Source organism: Nocardioides sp. Z38_18, from assembly GCF_058215695.1.
On record NZ_JBZAJE010000001.1, the window covers coordinates 881,580 to 899,050 of the forward strand.

The following is a 17,471-nucleotide window of genomic DNA, read 5'->3' on the forward strand; positions in this document are numbered from 1 at the left end:
CACGTAGGGTTGGGGACAAATGACGACGCAGTTTCCCCTCCCCGGTCTTCCTGCCGCCGACCCGACTCCGGAGGGCGAAGGGCGGCGCCCGGCGCGCCCCGGACGCCCCACCCGGGAGCAGCTGCTCGAGGGCCTCAACGAGCCACAGCGCGAGGCGGTGACCCACGAGGGCGCGCCCCTGCTCGTGGTCGCCGGCGCCGGCTCCGGCAAGACGCGGGTGCTCACCCGGCGGATCGCCTGGCTGATCTCCGAGCGCGGTGCCCACCCCGGGTCGATCCTGGCGATCACGTTCACCAACAAGGCCGCGGCGGAGATGCGCGAGCGCGTCGAGGAGCTGGTCGGTGGCCGTGCCCGGATCATGTGGGTGAGCACGTTCCACTCCGCCTGCGTGCGGATCCTGCGCAAGGAGATCGACAAATTCGGCTTCAAGTCCAGCTTCTCGATCTATGACGCCGCGGACTCCAAGCGACTGATGACCCAGGTCTGTCGTGACCTCGACCTCGACGTGAAGCGCTACCCGCCCCGGTCGATCCTCAACTGGGTCAGCAACGCCAAGAACGAGCTGCAGGACCACGAGGACGCCGCCCGCAACGCCGCCAACGGCCAGGAGGAGGTGTTCGCCTCGGCGTACGGCGAGTACCAGCGCCGCCTCCGCCAGGCCAACGCCCTCGACTTCGACGACCTGCTGATGCTCACCGTGCACCTGTTCCGGGCGTTCCCGGCGGTGCGGGAGAACTGGCGGCGCCGGTTCCGCCACGTGCTCGTCGACGAGTACCAGGACACCAACCACGCGCAGTACGCCCTGATCCACGAGCTGTGCGCGGACAGGCTGGAGGACACGTCGGCGTCGATGGTCTCGACAGGCTCGACCGACGAGGGCGGCTCAACCGGCGAGGCCGTGGCTCCCGCCGAGCTGATGGTCGTCGGTGACGCGGACCAGTCGATCTACGCGTTCCGCGGCGCGAACATCCGCAACATCATGGACTTCGAGCAGGACTTCCCGAACGCGCGCACGGTGCTGCTGGAGCAGAACTACCGCTCCACCCAGACCATCCTGACCGCGGCCAACGCCGTGATCAGCCGCAACGAGAGCCGCAAGCCGAAGAACCTCTGGTCCGACGCCGGCTCGGGGGAGCGGATCGTCGGCTACGTCGGTGACGACGAGCGCGACGAGGCCCGGTTCGTGGCCGAGGAGGTCGACAAGCTCACCGACGCGGGAGACGCGCGTGCGGGCGACGTCGCCGTGTTCTACCGGACCAACGCCCAGTCGCGCGTCTTCGAGGAGGTCTTCATCCGGGTAGGCCTGCCCTACCGCGTGGTCGGCGGCGTCCGGTTCTACGAGCGCCGCGAGGTGCGCGACGCCCTGGCCTACCTGCGGGTGCTCGCCAACCCGGCCGACTCGGTGTCCCTGCGCCGGGTGCTGAACACCCCCAAGCGCGGCATCGGCGAGCGGGCCGAGGCCTGCATCGGCGGGCTGGCACAGCGCGACGGCATCACGTTCTGGGAGGCGCTGCAGCGCGCCGAGGACGCTCCCGGCCTGGCCACCCGCTCGCTGAACGCGATCCGCGGGTTCGTTGAGCTGATCGAGCAGCTGCAGTCGATGGTCGCCGCCGGTGAGCGGGTCGACGTCGTGCTGGAGCAGGCGCTGACCCGCAGCGGCTACCTCAAGGAGCTCGAGGACCGGATCGCCGAGCTCAACGACCCCCAGGACGAGACCCGGGTGGAGAACCTCGCCGAGCTGGTGGCGGTGGCCCGCGAGTTCGCCGAGGACCCGCAGGCGGGGCCGTCCGCCGACCCTGCCGCGGTCTACGACGAGGAGGGCGACCCGGTCGAGGCCCCGGCCGATCCGCCCGGGCTGGTCGACTTCCTGGAGCGGGTCGCGCTGGTCGCCGACTCCGACCAGATCCCGGATGCTCCCGAGGAGGAGGACGGCGCCTCCCCGGGCGTGGTCACCCTGATGACGCTGCACACGGCGAAGGGCCTGGAGTTCCCGGTGGTGTTCCTCACCGGCCTCGAGGACGGCATCTTCCCGCACATGCGCTCGCTGGGTGACAAGCCCGAGCTCGAGGAGGAGCGTCGCCTCGCCTACGTCGGCCTCACCCGCGCCCGCGAGCGGCTCTACGTCTCCCGTGCCGTGGTGCGCTCGGCCTGGGGCGCGCCCCAGCACAACCCGGCGTCGCGGTTCCTCGACGAGCTCCCGGTCGACCTCGTCGACTGGCGGCGTACGGCGGACGCGATGACCTCCTGGAACCGGCCCTCCTTCGGCCAGTCCGGGGCAGCGGTCGGCTCGGGGTTCGCCTCCGGCATCCAGCGCCGGTTCGGTACGGCGGCCGCCCGCTCGGACGCCTCGAAGAAGGCCAAGGCCGGCCGTCCGATCCCGTCCCTGGACCCCGGCGACCGGGTGCAGCACGACAGCTTCGGGCTGGGCACGGTGGTGGCGCTGGAGGGCGTGGGGGACAACGCGGTCGCCTCGATCGACTTCGGCACCGACGGCGTCAAGCGGCTGCTGCTGCGCTACGCCCCGGTGGAAAAGCTCTAGCGGCTGGCCCGGCTGCGAACTACGGGCCTCCTGACTACGGGCCTACGAACTACGGGCCTTCTGACTACGGGGTGACGCCGTGGAAGGCCAGCGCCTGGGCCGGGTCGACCGGGTCGCCGCCGCCGGGGCGGACCTCGAGGTGCAGGTGAGGGCCGGTGCTGTTGCCGGTGGAGCCGACGGTGCCGATCTGGGCGCCGCCGACGACCTGCTGCCCCACGGTGACGCCGATGGTGGTCTGGTGGCAGTACCAGATCTCGGTGCCGTCGGCGAGGGTCTGGATGGTGCGGTTGCCGTAGGCGCCCGCCGACCCGGTCTCGGTGATCACGCCGTTGGCGACGGCCACGATGGGGGTCCCGGAGGCAGTGGCGAAGTCGAGGCCGGTGTGGTTGCTGGACCACAGGCTCCCGGAACTGCCGAACCGGCCGGTCAACCGGTAGCCGGTGGTGGGCAGCTGCCACTGGTTCTTCGCGATCTCGCCCGCACGGGCCTCGGCAGCCTTGCCGAGGGACTTCAGGGCGGCGTTGCGCTCGGCGGCGTCCTGCTCGGCGGCGGCCTCGAGGTCGGCCTGGGCGGCGTCCTGCATCGCCTGGCGCTCGGAGTCGCGGCTGATCGCCCGCTCGCGGGAACCGAGGTTCACCGAGACGGCGTCGGTGCCGGAGTGCTGGTGGCCGGCCGAGGACAGCTGGAAGGTGCGGGGCGCAGCGGGCTGCTCGTCGACGAGCACCGCGCCGGCGCCGGCTGCGACCAGGCTGATCAGTCCCACCACCGCAGGCACGGACGGCAGCTGCAGGGGGAGCGGGACGATCGTCGAGAGGAGCTTCGGCTTGTCGGCGCGACGGCGCCCGCCTGCTCCCGCGGATGCCACTTGGGGTCGCCCGGCTGCAGGTCGCGGCCGGTGGCTGCGGTCTGCGCGGTGATTAGCCATGTGATACCCGTCATTAGGCCTTGTGGGAGGCGACGAACACGATAACGGTCATGTCACGACATGCGAAATGCGGTTGCTTTTCACGCACGTCAACGATGAAGGCGCCCAGAGGCGACGCTGGTTCGCCTGTGGCCCCGCTCACGCGGCGGTGGTGACCCGCTAACCTGCAGCCATGTTGCGCATTGTGGTGGCCAAGCCCGGGCTCGACGGCCACGACCGGGGAGCCAAGGTCGTCGCTCGCGCCCTGCGCGACGCCGGTCACGAGGTCATCTACACGGGGCTGCACCAGACCCCCGAGCAGATCGTGGAGACCGCGATCCAGGAGGACGCCGACCTCGTCGGGCTCTCGGTGCTCTCCGGGGCGCACATGACGCTGTTCCGCAGGATCATCGAGCTGCTCAAGGAGCGCGACGCCGGCGACATCGCGGTCTTCGGCGGCGGGATCGTGCCCGAGGAGGACTTCCCCGCGCTGGAGGCGCTCGGCGTGGCCAAGATCTTCACCCCCGGCGCCACCACCGGCGAGATCACCGGCTGGGTGAGCCAGCGGTTCCCCGACTGAACTGAGCCCCAGACCGGCCGTCTCAGACGTCCGGGTGCGTCCGGCGCCGTACCAGCACCAGGCCCGACAGCAGCAGCATCAGACCCAGGGCCGCCACACCGGTGAGGCCCCGGGCGGCGCCGGTCTCTGCGAGCGCCGAGGCCCCGGAGCCACCGGTGCTGGGGAGCGCGCCGGCGGCTGCGACCGCAGCGCCCTGGGCGGCTTGTCCGTGCTGGCCCTGCTGCCCGCCCGGTTCCTCCGGGGCTGCCTGCCCGTGGCCACTGCTGGGGCCGGCAGGTTCGCCCGTTCCCGGCCCCGGAGTCTCTGGTCCCGGAGTCTCCGGTCCGGGATTGCCAGGCACCGCGCCGGGACCTGCTCCCACCAGCGGGAGCTCCAGGACCCCGGGGCTCTGCCGGCTCGTGCTGATCGTCACCGGCCCGGCGGTGAGGTTGTTGGCGTAGGCGCTGTCGCCGCCGGCGACCACGAGCTGGATCCGGTGGCCTGCCGGGAACCGCTGGGCCACCGCGGGGAGCTCGATCTGCACCGGTCGGGTGACGTCGCGGACCCGAGCAGGGGACACGAGCCGGTGCTGCAGGGTCCGGGTGCCGTCCGGGGCGAGGTCGTAGAGCTTGGCGAACACGACGAGCTTGCCGGCGGCTCCGCTTCCCTGGGCCGTGGCGGCGACGGGCGCGTCGATGCGCACTGTGAGCCGGGGGGAGCCGACGAGCACAGCGTCGCGCTGGAGCGGCGCGGTGGTGTACGCCGCGAAGGTGCCCGGCGTGTCCGAGGGGGGCGGCTCGCTGGGGAGCATCCCGCCGATCCCGGAGAGCTCGGAGTAGGAGCTGCCCACCGGCGAGACCGCGAACCTGGCGGTGCCGGTCCTCACCGCGGCCGGTGAGGAGGTCAAGGAGTTCGTGCCGTCGAGGTAGAGGGTCGAGGTCGGTGCGCCGGTGAACGTCTCCGCCTCGGCGTAGGCCCCGTCGACGCCCTTCTGGGTGCGGTCGACCCAGTCCCGGAAGTACTCGAACTCCGGGCCCGGGTCGGCGGAGTCGTCGCCACGGACGTAGCGGTCCATCCACTGGATCCAGCGGCGTCCCTGGTGGCTGCCCTCGACCCCGCCGGAGAGGTCCAGGTCGTCGGGCACCCCGTCGCCGGAGTGGCCGCCGGAGAACCACGACATCGCCACCGGGGTGCCCTGCTTCTTCAGGGCACGGTAGGTGGCCACGGCCTCCTGGAGGTTGAACAGGGTGTCGCGCTGCCCCTGGACCAGCAGGGTCGGGACCTTGATGTCGGCCAGGTAGTCGGACACCGACGCGCCCCGGGCCAGGTCCAGGGTCGGCTGGTCGGGGTAGCCCAGGGTCTGCAGCTGTGCGGCGGCCAGGCAGGCCTGGTCGGTGAAGTTGGGGCAGCCCACGTTGCGGGCCGGATCGGCGCCGCCGTACTCCAGCCCGGCCACGATCCCGAGGGCGAAGAACAGGCCGATCCACTGCTTCTTGGCCACGCCCGGGGTGGCGTAGCTGACGCCATCGGCCTGGTCGGTGTTGTTCGGGGCCAGGGAGTAGGAGAGGTCGTTCCAGGTGATCGTGGGGATCAGCGCGTCGATCCTGGGGTCGAGCGCGGCCACGGCGAACTGGATCTGGCCGCCGTAGGAGCCGCCGACCATCCCGACCTTCGGGTCGCCCTGCGCCTCGGTCTCCACGTAGTCGATCGTGCGCGGCTCGCTGCCGCCGTCCAGGGTGTAGGTCTTCTTCCCCGCGAGCACGTCGACGACCTGCTTGCCCGCCTGGCCGTCGTGGTCGCGGTCGTCGAGGGTGATCTTGCACTGGGACCCGCCGAAGCCGAGCCCGGAGTAGGAGATCACCACGTAGCCACGCTTCGCGAACGCGCTCGCGGCGCCCACCTGGCCGTCGTCGTCCTTGGTGCCGCCGAAGCCGTGGGTGGTCAGGATCGCCGGCGCCGGGTGGGCCGCGTCCACCCCCTCGGGGCGGTAGAGGTCGGCCTCCACGGTGCACGGGACGTCCGAGCCAGGACCGACCAGCGTCGAGATCTCGATCGCCTCGGTGGTGAAGGCGAGGTCCGTCCCGGTGGGGAGCGCGGCGGCTGCGGCAGTTGCGGGCCCGGGGACGCCCGCGACCAGCAGGAGGCTGCAGGTCAGGAGCGTGGCGAGCGCGGTGGGGCGAGGCATGCCCGGTCAACGAGCGGGGGAGCCGCCGGTCACGAGCGGCCGGCCGCCGGGGTCGCAGCCGCGTCATCAACGTGACCTGCGTCTCTATGGGTTCCACGCCCGCGCCCCGACGTGGCCGTGTGGCCTTCTCGGGGTCTAAGGTCGGGCGGAGCGGACGCCGGGTCGATCCCGGGCGCCCATCGAGTCTCAGCAAGACCCAATGCTCGATGCCAACGATGCCACAAAGGAGCGGTTGACCCGTGGACCTGATGGAGTACCAAGCGAAGGAACTCTTCGCCAAGCATGGTGTGAAGGCGACACTCGGCACGGTCGTGCAGACCGCCGAGGAGGCCAAGGCGGCCGCCGAGGAGATCGGTGGAGTCACCGTGATCAAGGCGCAGGTCAAGGCCGGTGGCCGCGGGAAGGCCGGCGGCGTCAAGATCGCCAAGACCCCCGACGAGGCGCAGCAGCACGCCGAGGCGATCCTCGCACTGACCATCAAGGACCTCCCGGTCAACCGGGTGCTGGTCACCCCGGCGACCCCGCCGGTGGAGGAGTACTACTTCTCCTTCCTGCTGGACCGCTCCAACAGGTCCTACCTGTGCATCGCCTCGGTCGAGGGTGGTGTGGAGATCGAGGAGGTCGCCAAGACCAACCCCGACGCGGTGAAGAAGATCCCGATCGACCCCGGCACCGGTGTCGACGAGGCCAAGGCCACCGCGATCGTCGAGGAGGTCGGCTTCCCCGCCGAGCTGCGTGACCAGGCGATCACCATGGTGCAGCAGCTGTGGACCGTCTTCGTCGAGGAGGACGCCACCCTGGTCGAGGTCAACCCGCTCGCGCGGCTCGAGGGCGACGTGCTCGAGGCGCTCGACGGCAAGGTCTCGCTCGACGAGAACGCCGACTTCCGCCACGAGGACCACGCTGCCTTCGAGGACAAGGACGCCGCCGACCCGCTCGAGGCCAAGGCCAAGGCGAAGGGGCTCAACTACGTCAAGCTCGACGGCTCGGTGGGCATCATCGGCAACGGCGCCGGCCTGGTCATGTCGACCCTGGACGTCGTCGCGTACGCCGGCGAGAAGCACGGCAACGTGAAGCCGGCCAACTTCCTCGACATCGGCGGCGGTGCCTCCGCGGAGGTGATGGCCAACGGTCTCGACGTGATCCTGGGCGACGAGCAGGTCAAGTCCGTCTTCGTGAACGTCTTCGGCGGGATCACCTCGTGCGACGCGGTCGCCAACGGCATCGTGAGCGCGCTGGAGATCCTCGGCGACGAGGCGAACAAGCCCCTCGTCGTACGCCTCGACGGCAACAACGTGGAGGAGGGCCGGCGGATCCTCGCCGAGGCCGACCACCCGCTGGTCGTCATCGAGGAGACCATGGACGGCGCGGCCGCCAAGGCGGCTGAGCTCGCACACGCAGCCACCAACGACGCGGCAGGGGCCTGAACATGTCGATCTTCCTGAACAAAGATTCCAAGGTCATCGTCCAGGGCATCACCGGCGGCGAGGGCACCAAGCACACCCGCTTGATGGTCAAGGCGGGCACCAACGTGGTCGGCGGGGTCAACGCCCGCAAGGCCGGCACCACGGTGACCCACCAGGACCCTGACGGCAACGACATCGAGCTGCCCGTGTTCGGCTCGGTCGCCGAGGCGATGAAGGAGACCGGCGCCGACGTGTCGGTGGCCTTCGTGCCCCCGGCGTTCACCAAGGACGCCGTGATCGAGGCGATCGACGCCGGCATCGGCCTGCTGGTGATCATCACCGAGGGCGTGCCGGTGCAGGACTCCGCGGAGTTCTGGGCCTACGCGCAGAAGAAGGCCGCCGAGGGCTCGACCACGCGGATCATCGGGCCGAACTGCCCCGGCATCATCACCCCGGGCGAGGCGCTCGCCGGCATCACGCCGGCCACGATCTCCGGCTCCGGCCCGGTCGGCCTGGTCTCCAAGTCGGGCACGCTGACCTACCAGATGATGTTCGAGCTCAAGGACTACGGCTTCTCGACCGCGATCGGCATCGGCGGTGACCCGATCATCGGGACCACCCACATCGACGCCCTCGAGGCGTTCGAGAACGACCCCGACACCAAGGCGATCGTGATGATCGGCGAGATCGGTGGCGACGCGGAGGAGAAGGCCGCGGCGTACATCAAGGAGCACGTGACCAAGCCGGTCGTGGGCTACGTCGCCGGTTTCACCGCACCCGAGGGCAAGACGATGGGCCACGCCGGCGCCATCGTCTCCGACGGAGCGGGCACCGCGCAGGGCAAGAAGGAGGCCCTCGAGGCCGCCGGGGTCAAGGTCGGCAAGACGCCGTCGGAGACCGCGGACCTGATGCGGGAGATCCTGAAGGGTCTCTAGGCCAGCCAGACACAGCACAGCGGGAGGAGCACGCCGGTCCGGCGTACTCCTCCCGCTGTCTTTTGCGCCCGGCTCAGCTGACCCCACCGCCGGATAGTCCGAGACGATTCCGTCCCCGATCGGGGGTTTTGACGACGGAAACGTCTCGGACTATCCGGAATCCGGCTGCTCAGGTCACGGCATTGCGAGAGGAGTACGCCGGGTCGGCGTACTCCTCTCGCTGCATCACCAGCTCGAGGCGCTCCACGGCGGTCCGCACGTCCTCGAGGGTGTTGTAGAGCGGGGCGAACCCGAACCGGGCGATGTCGGGGTCGCGGAAGTCGCCGATCACCTCGCGGGCGATCAGCGCCTGCACCACGCCGTAGGCGTGCGGGTGGCGCAGCGAGACCTGACTGCCACGGCGCTCGTGCTCGCGGGGGGTGGCGATCTCGAAGACCCCGGGCAGGCGCTCCTCGACGAGCGCGATGAACAGGTCGGTCAGCTCCAGCGACCGGGCCCGCAGGTCGCCGAGGTCGACGCCGTCGAAGGCCTCCAGCGCAGCGTCCAGGGCGGAGAGCGCCAGCACCGGCGGGGTGCCGGAGGCGAAGCTGCCGATGCCCGCGACCGGCTCGTAGTCGCGCGCCATCGCGAACGGGCTGGCGTGCCCCATCCAACCGGTGATCGGCTGCCGGGCGGCGGCCTGGTGCTCTGGGGCCACCCACAGGAACGCGGGGGCCCCGGGTCCGCCGTTGAGATACTTGTAGGTGCACCCCACGGCGAGGTCGGCGCCGGCGCCGGTGAGGTCGACCGGCACGGCGCCCGCGGAGTGGCACAGGTCCCACTGGACCAGGGCGCCACGGGCCTGGGCCTGCGCGGTGATCTCGGCCATGTCGAACATCGCGCCGGTGCGGAAGTCGACGTGGGTCAGGCTGAGCAGTGCGACGTCCTCGTCCACCGAGGCGAGCGGATCCGCCGGGTCGCACCAGCGCAGCTCGAGGCCCATCAACTCGGCCACCCCGGCGGTGATGTAGCCGTCGGTGGGGAAGGTGGAGGGCTCCACGACCAGCACGCGGCGGTCGGGACGCAGGCGCGCGGCGGCGACCGTGGTCTTGAACAGGCTCACGCTGGTGCTCTCGCCGAGGTGCACGTCGTCGGGCCCGACCCCGATCAGCGGGGCGATCCGGCCGGCGACCCGGCGCCGCAGCTCCATCCAGTGGGCGTCGTTCCAGGAGCGGATCAGGCCCTGTCCCCATTCGCGGCGTACGACGTCCTCGACCCGCTCGGCCACGCCGACGGGAAGGGCGCCGAGCGAGTTCCCGTCGAGGTAGACCAGCCCGGGGGGCAGCGAGAAGGCGCTCACCGGCTGGCCGGGAGCTCGAAGAGCCGGTCGCGTGCCCGGGTCATCAGCGTCTGGAACGCGAGCTCGTCGACGTCGTTCTTGCCGGTGGGGGTGAAGGTCACCTGGGCAACATAGCTGCCGACCCGGGCCACCCCCATCCAGAAGCCCACCGTGCTGCCCTTGTCGATCTCGCTGTCGAGGCGCCACAGCGCGTACTCCGACCCGCGGTAGCCCTTGGTGAGGGCGACCTCGCTGCTCACCTCGGCGCCGAGGTCGCGGTCCTCACACGTGCGCATGGCCTCGCTGACCTTCCGGACCAGGGCGGCCGCGCGCTGGGGGGTCGGGAAGCCGCCGTAGGTCTCGGTGATCCCGAACCGCCGGGGCAGGCCTGCCTTCGGGATCAGGAACGTGCGGGTCATCGCGGTGGGTGACCCGTTCCTGACGAAGTTGGTCCGGTCGCAGGTGGTGGCGGCGAGGTTGGGCCGGGCCGGTACCGGCCGGGTCCCCACCCAGGGGCGGTCGATGCTGCCCACCAGGGGGAGGTCACCCGCGGCGAGCGTGCCGGGGGTCTCCCCGGAGGGCGGGGGCAGCACCGGTGCCGCGGTCACCGTGACCGGGCACGGCCCGGACGGGCCGGCCGAGCACAGGTTGCGCAGCGCCGTGGTGAGCAGGCCCATCGCCGGCTTCAGGCGCACCTGCCGGCCACCGAGGCTCTCCAGCACCGTGGAGACGGTCAGCGACCCGGTGCGGGCCAGGCCGACGACGTAGGTCCGGCCGGTGGGTCCCGGGCTGCGCAGCTTCAGCATCTGCGCCTCCTCGCCGAGGCCGCGCACCTGGTAGGTGTTCAGCAGCTGCATCCGGACCCGGCCGCACCCCGCGAACCAGCCCAGGGTGGTCCGGTAGGCGGCGGCCGCCGCCGCGGGGGACCGGGAGATCTCCACGGTCTGGAGGTACTTGCCGTTCGACGGTTTCGCCGGGGAGCTCTGGGTGGCGAAGGTGCGCACGAACGTCCCGCGGCCCTCGGGGTCGGCGAACCGGGTCTCCTGGCAGACCGTGTTGATGCCGGACCCGGAGGTGTTGTCCGAGGTCTCCACGACCTGCCAGCGCTGCGGCGGCGCCAGGACCTGCACCTGCGCCGGGGTGATCAGCATGTCCTCGGTGACCGGGTCCACTGGCGCCTGTCCGGCGCTCGCGGAGGCCCTCTCCTGGCTGCCTCCGGTGACGAAGGTCCCGGTGGCCAGCGTCAGCGCCATCAGGATGACGACAGCGGTGACGAGCTGCAGCCGGCGGCGTTGCCGCCCTCCGCTCGCGATGGCCGGTGGCGGCGGGAGCGTCCTGGCCTCGGCGACCGGGACCAGGGACTCCAGGGCTGCGGGCACGTCACGGTCCAGGGCCTCGGTGGCGCTGTCGATCAGGTCCCGCACCGCGTCGGGCGACTCGCCGAGCTCGCGGCCGATCCGGTCGGCGGGGAGCTGTGCGAGGTGGGTCAGCAGCAGCACCTTGCGCTGCTGGACCGTGAGCCCGTGCAGGGCGTCGAGCACGCTCGTCTGCTCGGGGGTCAGGCCCCGGTCGCGACGCCACAGGCGGCCCACGTGCCGCCGCTGGGCCATCGCCCAGGCGCGGGGACGCACCCACTCCTCGGGGTCGGCGAAGGCGCTGACCTTGTCCCAGTGCTGGCTCGCGGCCACGAAGGCGTCGCGCACGGCGTTGCTAGCCGCCGAGATGTCGCCGGTCAGCGCGTAGGCCTCGAGGACCAGTCGGCGACGGCTCTCGAGGTAGAAGTCCTCGAAGTCGCGGGCTGGCGATCCGGGCGGGGTGGGCGTAGGCATGACAGGCCGAGGTTACCCGCGTGCCTCACGCGGCTCCCTGGAGTCCTGGGTCAGGATGGAGTGCGATGACTGACCTGCTGAACCGACCATCGGCCGCGAGCTCCTCCCGACGTACCGGGGGGCGTTCCCTCGGGGGACCTGCGGGGCGCCTGTACCGGGCGCTCACCGGTCGCCCCGCCGAGGGCAGCGGAGCGCCCGAGGGCCGGCCGCTGACGGTGTCGGCCGGACTGGCCGCCCTGGGCGCCGCGGCGACGACGATGGCGACCTGCATGGGCCTCGCGGTGATCGGCTGGTTCCTGGCCGACGCGGGCGCCCACGGGGAGACCACCGACGCGCTGCGCGTCGGCGCCGACGTGTGGCTGGTCGGGCACGGCTCCCAGCTCACGGTGGGCGGCACCCCCCTGGGGATCGTGCCGCTGGCCGTCACGGCGCTGATCGCGATGGTCGTCCTGCGTTGCGGCCGGTGGGCGGCCGCGACCTCGCAGCCGGTCGAGGACGACCGCACGCTGGCCGTCGCGGCGACGATCTTCACCGGCCTCTACGTCGTGGTCGCGGTGATCACCTGCGTGCTGGTGGCCAGCGAGGCCGCCAGCCCGGGACTGGGCCGCACGATCGTCGGCTCACTGCTGCTCTCCGGTCTCGTGGGCACCCTGGGGATGGCTGCCGGCACCGGCCGGTTGCGGGTCTGGGTGGACCTGGTCCCGGGCTGGGTCCGGTCGGTCCTCCACGGAGCCCTCATCTCCTTCCTGGTGCTGTGCGCGGCCGCGGCGCTGCTGGTCCTGGTCGCGCTCGCGCTGGGCCTCAGCGAGGCCGCCACGGTGATGTCCGGCCTGCAGCTGAGCCCGGGCGACTACGTGATGTACGCCGTGGTGATGCTCGCGGTCGCGCCGAACGCCGTCCTGCTCGGTGCGGCCTACCTGCTCGGGCCCGGGTTCGCCGTGGGCACCGGCACCGTGGTCTCGCCGTCGGTGGTGGCGCTGGGGCCGGTGCCGGCCTTCCCGCTCCTGGCCGCATTGCCCGAGAGCGGTCCGACGCCGCCCTGGATGATGGCGGTGCTGGCGGTGCCGGTGCTGGCCGCGGTGGTCGGCGCCTTCCGTGCCCAGCGCGCCTACGGCGTCGCGGCGTACGACTCCGCCGCCCTGCGCGGCTTCGGCGTCGGCACCGGGGCAGCCCTGCTGACGACCGTGGCGATCACCCTGGCCGGAGGGCCGATGGGCACCGGCCGGATGGCCGACATCGGAGCCCCGGCGGCGGAGGTACTGGTCGCCGCGTTGATGGCGATGGGCCTCGGCGGGCTCCTCGCCGGGTCGGCGACGGCCTGGTGGCAGCGCCGGGGAGCGGACTCGTGACCGGCCTCGGTAGCCTGTGCCGGTGCCTGTCACCCGCCTAGTCGTTCTCGTCTCCGGCGCCGGCACCAACCTCCAGGCGCTGCTGGACGCGACGCAGGACCCGGCGTACGGCGCTGAAGTGGTTGCCGTCGGCGCCGACCGCGGGGGCATCGAGGGCCTGGAGCGCGCCGACCGCGCCGGCGTACCCACCTTCGTGGCGAAGGTGGGCGACTTCGAGTCCCGTGAGCAGTGGGACACCGCCCTGAGCGAGACCGTGGCCGCCTACGAGCCGGACCTGGTGGTCCTGGCGGGGTTCATGAAGCTGGTCGGGCCGCAGTTCCTGCGCCGGTTCGCCGGCCGGGTGGTCAACACGCACCCGGCGCTGTGCCCCTCCTTCCCCGGTACGACGGGGCCGGCCGACGCGCTCGCCTATGGCGTGAAGGTCACCGGCGCCACCTTGTTCGTCGTCGACGAGGGCGTGGACACCGGACCGATCATCGCCCAGACGACCGTGCCCGTTGAGGACGGCGACGACGTCGAGTCCCTGCACGACCGGATCAAGGTCGCCGAGCGCACCATGCTCGTCGACAGCGTGGGGCGCATCGCCCGTGAAGGCATCACCATCACCGACAGGAAGGTGCGGATCGGCTCATGAGCCACCCCACACAGCCCGACACTCACAGCCCCCAGAACACCCCCGACCGGGTCGGGATCAGGCGTGCCCTGGTCTCGGTCTACGACAAGTCCGGGCTCGAGGAGCTCGTCCGCGGGCTGCACGACGCCGGTGTGGAGCTGGTCTCCACGGGCGGCTCGGCGAAGCTGATCGCCGACCTCGGGCTGCCGGTCACCAAGGTGGAGGACCTGACCGGGTTCCCCGAGTGCCTCGACGGGCGGGTCAAGACGCTGCACCCGCGGGTGCACGCCGGGATCCTCGCGGACCGGCGCCTGCCGGACCACGTCGCCCAGCTCACCGAGCTCGGCGTGGAGCCGTTCGACCTGGTGGTCTCCAACCTCTACCCGTTCACCGACACGGTGGCCTCGGGCGCGGGCCCGGACGAGTGCGTCGAGCAGATCGACATCGGCGGACCGTCGATGGTGCGCGCCGCCGCCAAGAACCACCCCTCGGTCGCCATCGTCACCTCGCCGCAGCGGTACGCCGACGTGCTCGCCGCTCTCGCCGAGGGCGGTTTCACCCTCGAGCAGCGCAAGCGGCTGGCCGCCGAGGCGTTCGCCCACACGGCCGCCTACGACGTGGCCGTGGCGAGCTGGATGGGCAGCGTGCTCACCGACACCAGCGACGGCACCGGCTTCCCGGAGTTCACCGGCGCGACCTGGGAGAAGGCGGCCGTGCTGCGCTACGGGGAGAACCCGCACCAGCCGGCCGCGCTCTACCGGCACTGGCGCGGCGGCCTCGCCTCGGCCGAGCAGCTGCACGGCAAGGAGATGTCCTACAACAACTACGTCGACACCGACGCGGCCCGCCGGGCCGCCGGTGACTTCGAGGCCCCGGCGGTCGCGATCATCAAGCACGCCAACCCGTGCGGCATCGCGGTCGGTGCCGACGTCGCCGAGGCGCACCGCCGGGCCCACGAGTGCGACCCGGTCTCCGCGTTCGGCGGCGTGATCGCGGTGAACCGTCCGGTCTCGGTGGAGATGGCGCGCCAGGTGGCCGAGGTGTTCACCGAGGTGATCGTGGCCCCCGACTACGAGGACGGCGCCGTGGAGGTGCTCCAGGGCAAGAAGAACATCCGGATCCTGCGCTGCCCGGTGGACCAGAACCCGGACCCGGTCGAGTTCCGCGCGATCAGCGGCGGGGTGCTCGTCCAGCGTGTCGACCACGTCGACGCCGAGGGCGACGACCCGGCGAACTGGACGCTGGCCACCGGCGAGGCCGCCTCCCCGGAGGTGCTCGCCGACCTCGCGTTCGCGTGGAAGGCGTGCCGCTACGTCAAGTCCAACGCGATCCTGCTGGCCTCCGGTGGCGCCTCGGTCGGCATCGGCATGGGCCAGGTCAACCGGGTGGACTCCTGCCGGCTCGCGGTCACCCGCGCCGGCGACCGGGCCGCCGGCTCCGTGGCCGCCTCGGACGCGTTCTTCCCGTTCGAGGACGGCCCGCAGATCCTCATCGACGCCGGTGTCTCCGCGATCGTGCAGCCGGGCGGCTCGGTGCGCGACGAGCTCACCATCGAGGCAGCCAAGAAGGCCGGCGTGACGATGTACTTCACCGCCACGCGCCATTTCGCGCACTGATCAGGGACGCGCCAGCGGACCTGATGAGGGTGGTGGAGCGTGTCGAGACACCGCTGAGGCGCAAAGCAGAGGGCGCCACAGCCGGCACGGCGACGGACAAGCAGAGGCGACAACGAACACGCACGACGCGCACAACCTCCCGATGACAGGATGACCACATGACTGCACAGAGGCTCGACGGGACCGCCACCGCCAAGGCGATCAAGGCAGAGCTGACCGAGCGCGTGGCCAAGCTGCGCGAGCGCGGTGTCACTCCCGGGCTGGGCACCGTGCTGGTGGGGGAGGACCCGGGCTCGACCTGGTACGTCAACGGCAAGCACAAGGACTGCGCCGAGGTCGGCATCGAGTCCATCCGCGAGGACCTGCCCGCCACCGCGACCCAGGACGAGATCCTGGCCGCCGTACGACGCCTCAACGAGAACCCTGCCTGCACCGGCTACATCGTGCAGCTGCCGTTGCCGAAGGGGATCGACGAGAACGCCGTCCTGGGTGAGATCGACCCGGAAAAGGACGCCGACGGGCTGCACCCGACCAACCTCGGCTGGCTGGTGCTGGGCAAGCCGGCGCCGCTGCCGTGCACGCCGTTCGGCATCGTGACGCTGCTGCGTCGTCACGGCGTGGAGCTGGGCGGCGCCGAGGTCGTGGTCGTGGGACGTGGCGTCACCGTGGGGCGGCCCCTCGGGCTGCTGCTCACCCGGCGTTCGGAGAACGCCACTGTGACCCTGTGCCACACCGGCACCCGTGACCTCGCCGCGCACGTGCGCCAGGCCGACATCGTGGTCGCCGCGGCCGGGGTGCCCGGCATCATCACCGGCGACATGGTCAAGCCCGGTGCGGCCGTGCTCGACGTCGGTGTCTCCCGGGTCGACGGCAAGCTCGCCGGCGACGTGGACGCCTCGGTGTGGGACGTCGCGGACTGGGTGTCCCCGAACCCCGGCGGCGTCGGCCCGATGACCCGCGCGATGCTGCTCTCCAACGTGGTCGAGCGTGCCGAGGCCGGCCTGAAGCTCGATGACGGCCAGACCAGTGACGGGCAGCGCGTCGGCTCGTGACCCCCTCGCAGGAACCGCGCCAGATCCCGTCCACGCCGGGTGGCCTCGTCTACCTGATCGTGGTCGCGGTCAGCGCGTTGGGCGTGCTGGTGGTGGCGCTGGGCCCGTGGCGGCGCGGCGTGCTGCTGATCGGTGCGGCCCTGCTGCTCGGGGCGGTGATGCGGGCGGTGCTCTCCGACCGTGACGCCGGGATGCTGCGCGTGCGCCGCAACCGGTGGGTCGACGTGATCATGCTCGGTGGGGTGGGTACGACGCTGATCGTGCTGGCCAGCGTGATCCCAAACCAGCCAGCGTGATCCCGAACCAGCCAGCCTGACCCCTCAGTCCAGGGCGGGGTCGGGTTGGGCGCCGTGGTGGCGGACGGCTCTCGCGCCTGCCTGTAGTGCCGAGGCGAGCGCCTGCTCGCGGTCCTCGCCGCGCGCGAGGGCGGCGGCCAGCGCTCCGCAGAACGCGTCCCCGGCACCGGTGGTGTCGAGCACCTCGGCGTCCGGGACCTCGACGGCCGGCAGCCGTCGCCCGTCCCAGTCGGCGCCCTGGGCGCCCAGGGTGACGAGCAGCGAGCCGGGGGTCGCTCCGGTCGCTGCCAGCAGGGCGGCCTCGTGCTCGTTGGCGATCACCGGGTCGCAGAGCGCGACCAGGCCGGCCGGGAGGTCGGCGTACGGCGCGATGTTCAGCACCACCCGAGCGCCCCGCTCCCGGGCCAGCGAGCACGCGGCGGCAACGGTGTCGACCGGCACCTCGAGCTGGGTGAGCAGCACGTCACCGGGGGCGATCGTGTCGATCAGGGCCAGGGCATCCGACCCGACGTGGGCGTTGGCGCCAGGGGCCACCACGATCGTGTTCTCGCCCGCCTCGTCGACCACGATCAGGGCGGTGCCCGTCGGCGAGTCCGGGAGTACGCCGACCCCGGTGACGTCCACGCCACGGTCCCGCAACCGGGCGAGGTAGGAGCGGCCCGCCTCGTCGTCGCCCACGGCGCCGACCATCACCACCTCGGCGCCCGCGGCAGCGGCGGCCACGGCCTGGTTGGCGCCCTTGCCCCCGGCCAGCCGGTCGAGTCCCCGGCCGAGCACGGTCTCGCCGGGCGCGGGGTGTCGCTCCACGTGGGTGACGAGGTCGACGTTGAGCGAGCCGAGCACCAGCACCCGTCCCATCAGGCGTCCCCG

The 17,471-nt window shown here is 72.0% G+C and carries 14 protein-coding genes; 9 read left to right on the forward strand and 5 right to left on the reverse strand.

Annotated elements, in window-relative coordinates; translation table 11 throughout:
* Positions 1 to 19 precede the first annotated feature (19 nt).
* A complete protein-coding gene (gene pcrA / locus AC4BGC_RS04205) occupies positions 20 to 2,539 on the forward strand; it encodes a DNA helicase PcrA (protein WP_490554494.1) in 2,520 nt (839 codons plus the stop codon).
* Positions 2,540 to 2,603: 64 nt separating this feature from the next.
* Here the strand turns inward: pcrA and AC4BGC_RS04210 are convergent, their stop codons facing one another.
* On the reverse strand, positions 2,604 to 3,404 hold the full coding sequence (locus tag AC4BGC_RS04210; RefSeq protein ID WP_490554495.1) for a M23 family metallopeptidase: 801 nt from the start codon (positions 3,402 to 3,404) through the stop codon (positions 2,604 to 2,606).
* A gap of 232 nt (positions 3,405 to 3,636) precedes the next feature.
* On the opposite strand from AC4BGC_RS04210, the gene AC4BGC_RS04215 reads away from it, so the two are divergent.
* Positions 3,637 to 4,023: a cobalamin B12-binding domain-containing protein gene (locus tag AC4BGC_RS04215; protein WP_490545869.1), complete on the forward strand. Its 387-nt coding sequence runs from the start codon at positions 3,637 to 3,639 to the stop codon at positions 4,021 to 4,023.
* Positions 4,024 to 4,045: 22 nt separating this feature from the next.
* Here the strand turns inward: AC4BGC_RS04215 and AC4BGC_RS04220 are convergent, their stop codons facing one another.
* A complete protein-coding gene (locus tag AC4BGC_RS04220) occupies positions 4,046 to 6,187 on the reverse strand; it encodes an alpha/beta fold hydrolase (RefSeq protein ID WP_490554497.1) in 2,142 nt (713 codons plus the stop codon).
* Between the two features lie 239 nt (positions 6,188 to 6,426).
* Between AC4BGC_RS04220 and sucC the strand changes: the two genes are divergently transcribed.
* Both sucC and sucD read left to right on the forward strand, forming a co-directional pair.
* Entirely contained in the window at positions 6,427 to 7,614 is a 1,188-nt protein-coding gene (sucC, locus tag AC4BGC_RS04225; protein WP_490554498.1) for an ADP-forming succinate--CoA ligase subunit beta, read from the forward strand.
* Positions 7,615 to 7,616: 2 nt separating this feature from the next.
* On the forward strand, positions 7,617 to 8,528 hold the full coding sequence (sucD, locus tag AC4BGC_RS04230) for a succinate--CoA ligase subunit alpha (protein ID WP_490545864.1): 912 nt from the start codon (positions 7,617 to 7,619) through the stop codon (positions 8,526 to 8,528).
* A 169-nt stretch (positions 8,529 to 8,697) separates the two neighbouring features.
* Here the strand turns inward: sucD and kynU are convergent, their stop codons facing one another.
* Positions 8,698 to 9,867 (reverse strand): kynureninase, encoded by a 1,170-nt coding sequence (gene kynU, locus AC4BGC_RS04235; protein WP_490554500.1) that lies wholly within the window; start codon positions 9,865 to 9,867, stop codon positions 8,698 to 8,700.
* A complete protein-coding gene (locus AC4BGC_RS04240) occupies positions 9,864 to 11,675 on the reverse strand; it encodes a hypothetical protein (protein WP_490554501.1) in 1,812 nt (603 codons plus the stop codon). The genes kynU and AC4BGC_RS04240 overlap by 4 nt, the downstream gene beginning before the upstream one ends.
* A 65-nt stretch (positions 11,676 to 11,740) precedes the next feature.
* On the opposite strand from AC4BGC_RS04240, the gene AC4BGC_RS04245 reads away from it, so the two are divergent.
* The 5 genes from AC4BGC_RS04245 to AC4BGC_RS04265 all read left to right on the forward strand — a co-directional run bounded on the left by AC4BGC_RS04245 (position 11,741) and on the right by AC4BGC_RS04265 (position 16,601).
* Positions 11,741 to 13,024: a cell division protein PerM gene (locus tag AC4BGC_RS04245; protein ID WP_490554502.1), complete on the forward strand. Its 1,284-nt coding sequence runs from the start codon at positions 11,741 to 11,743 to the stop codon at positions 13,022 to 13,024.
* Positions 13,025 to 13,046: 22 nt separating this feature from the next.
* Positions 13,047 to 13,658: a phosphoribosylglycinamide formyltransferase gene (gene purN, locus AC4BGC_RS04250; protein WP_490554503.1), complete on the forward strand. Its 612-nt coding sequence runs from the start codon at positions 13,047 to 13,049 to the stop codon at positions 13,656 to 13,658.
* The gene (purH, locus tag AC4BGC_RS04255; RefSeq protein WP_490554504.1) at positions 13,655 to 15,253 is read left to right on the forward strand and encodes a bifunctional phosphoribosylaminoimidazolecarboxamide formyltransferase/IMP cyclohydrolase; all 1,599 of its coding nucleotides are present in this window, start codon (positions 13,655 to 13,657) and stop codon (positions 15,251 to 15,253) included. Before purN ends, purH begins: the two co-directional genes overlap by 4 nt.
* Positions 15,254 to 15,411: 158 nt before the next feature.
* The gene (locus tag AC4BGC_RS04260; protein WP_490554506.1) at positions 15,412 to 16,305 is read left to right on the forward strand and encodes a bifunctional methylenetetrahydrofolate dehydrogenase/methenyltetrahydrofolate cyclohydrolase; all 894 of its coding nucleotides are present in this window, start codon (positions 15,412 to 15,414) and stop codon (positions 16,303 to 16,305) included.
* Positions 16,302 to 16,601, forward strand: coding sequence for a DUF3017 domain-containing protein (locus AC4BGC_RS04265; protein ID WP_490545852.1), 300 nt, complete (start codon positions 16,302 to 16,304; stop codon positions 16,599 to 16,601). The genes AC4BGC_RS04260 and AC4BGC_RS04265 overlap by 4 nt, the downstream gene beginning before the upstream one ends.
* A gap of 24 nt (positions 16,602 to 16,625) precedes the next feature.
* Here the strand turns inward: AC4BGC_RS04265 and AC4BGC_RS04270 are convergent, their stop codons facing one another.
* Positions 16,626 to 17,459, reverse strand: a complete 834-nt coding sequence (locus AC4BGC_RS04270) for a ribokinase (protein WP_490545851.1) — start codon at positions 17,457 to 17,459, stop codon at positions 16,626 to 16,628.
* Between the last annotated feature and the right edge of the window lie 12 nt (positions 17,460 to 17,471).

Coding starts and splice junctions, on each gene's coding strand:
- pcrA (WP_490554494.1), top strand. CDS start 20: ATGACGACGCAGTTTCCCCTCCCCGGTCTTCCTGCCGCCGACCCGACT.
- AC4BGC_RS04215 (WP_490545869.1), top strand. CDS start 3,637: ATGTTGCGCATTGTGGTGGCCAAGCCCGGGCTCGACGGCCACGACCGG.
- AC4BGC_RS04220 (WP_490554497.1), bottom strand. CDS start 6,187: ATGCCTCGCCCCACCGCGCTCGCCACGCTCCTGACCTGCAGCCTCCTG.
- sucD (WP_490545864.1), top strand. CDS start 7,617: ATGTCGATCTTCCTGAACAAAGATTCCAAGGTCATCGTCCAGGGCATC.
- AC4BGC_RS04240 (WP_490554501.1), bottom strand. CDS start 11,675: ATGCCTACGCCCACCCCGCCCGGATCGCCAGCCCGCGACTTCGAGGAC.
- AC4BGC_RS04245 (WP_490554502.1), top strand. CDS start 11,741: ATGACTGACCTGCTGAACCGACCATCGGCCGCGAGCTCCTCCCGACGT.
- purH (WP_490554504.1), top strand. CDS start 13,655: ATGAGCCACCCCACACAGCCCGACACTCACAGCCCCCAGAACACCCCC.
- AC4BGC_RS04260 (WP_490554506.1), top strand. CDS start 15,412: ATGACTGCACAGAGGCTCGACGGGACCGCCACCGCCAAGGCGATCAAG.
- AC4BGC_RS04270 (WP_490545851.1), bottom strand. CDS start 17,459: ATGGGACGGGTGCTGGTGCTCGGCTCGCTCAACGTCGACCTCGTCACC.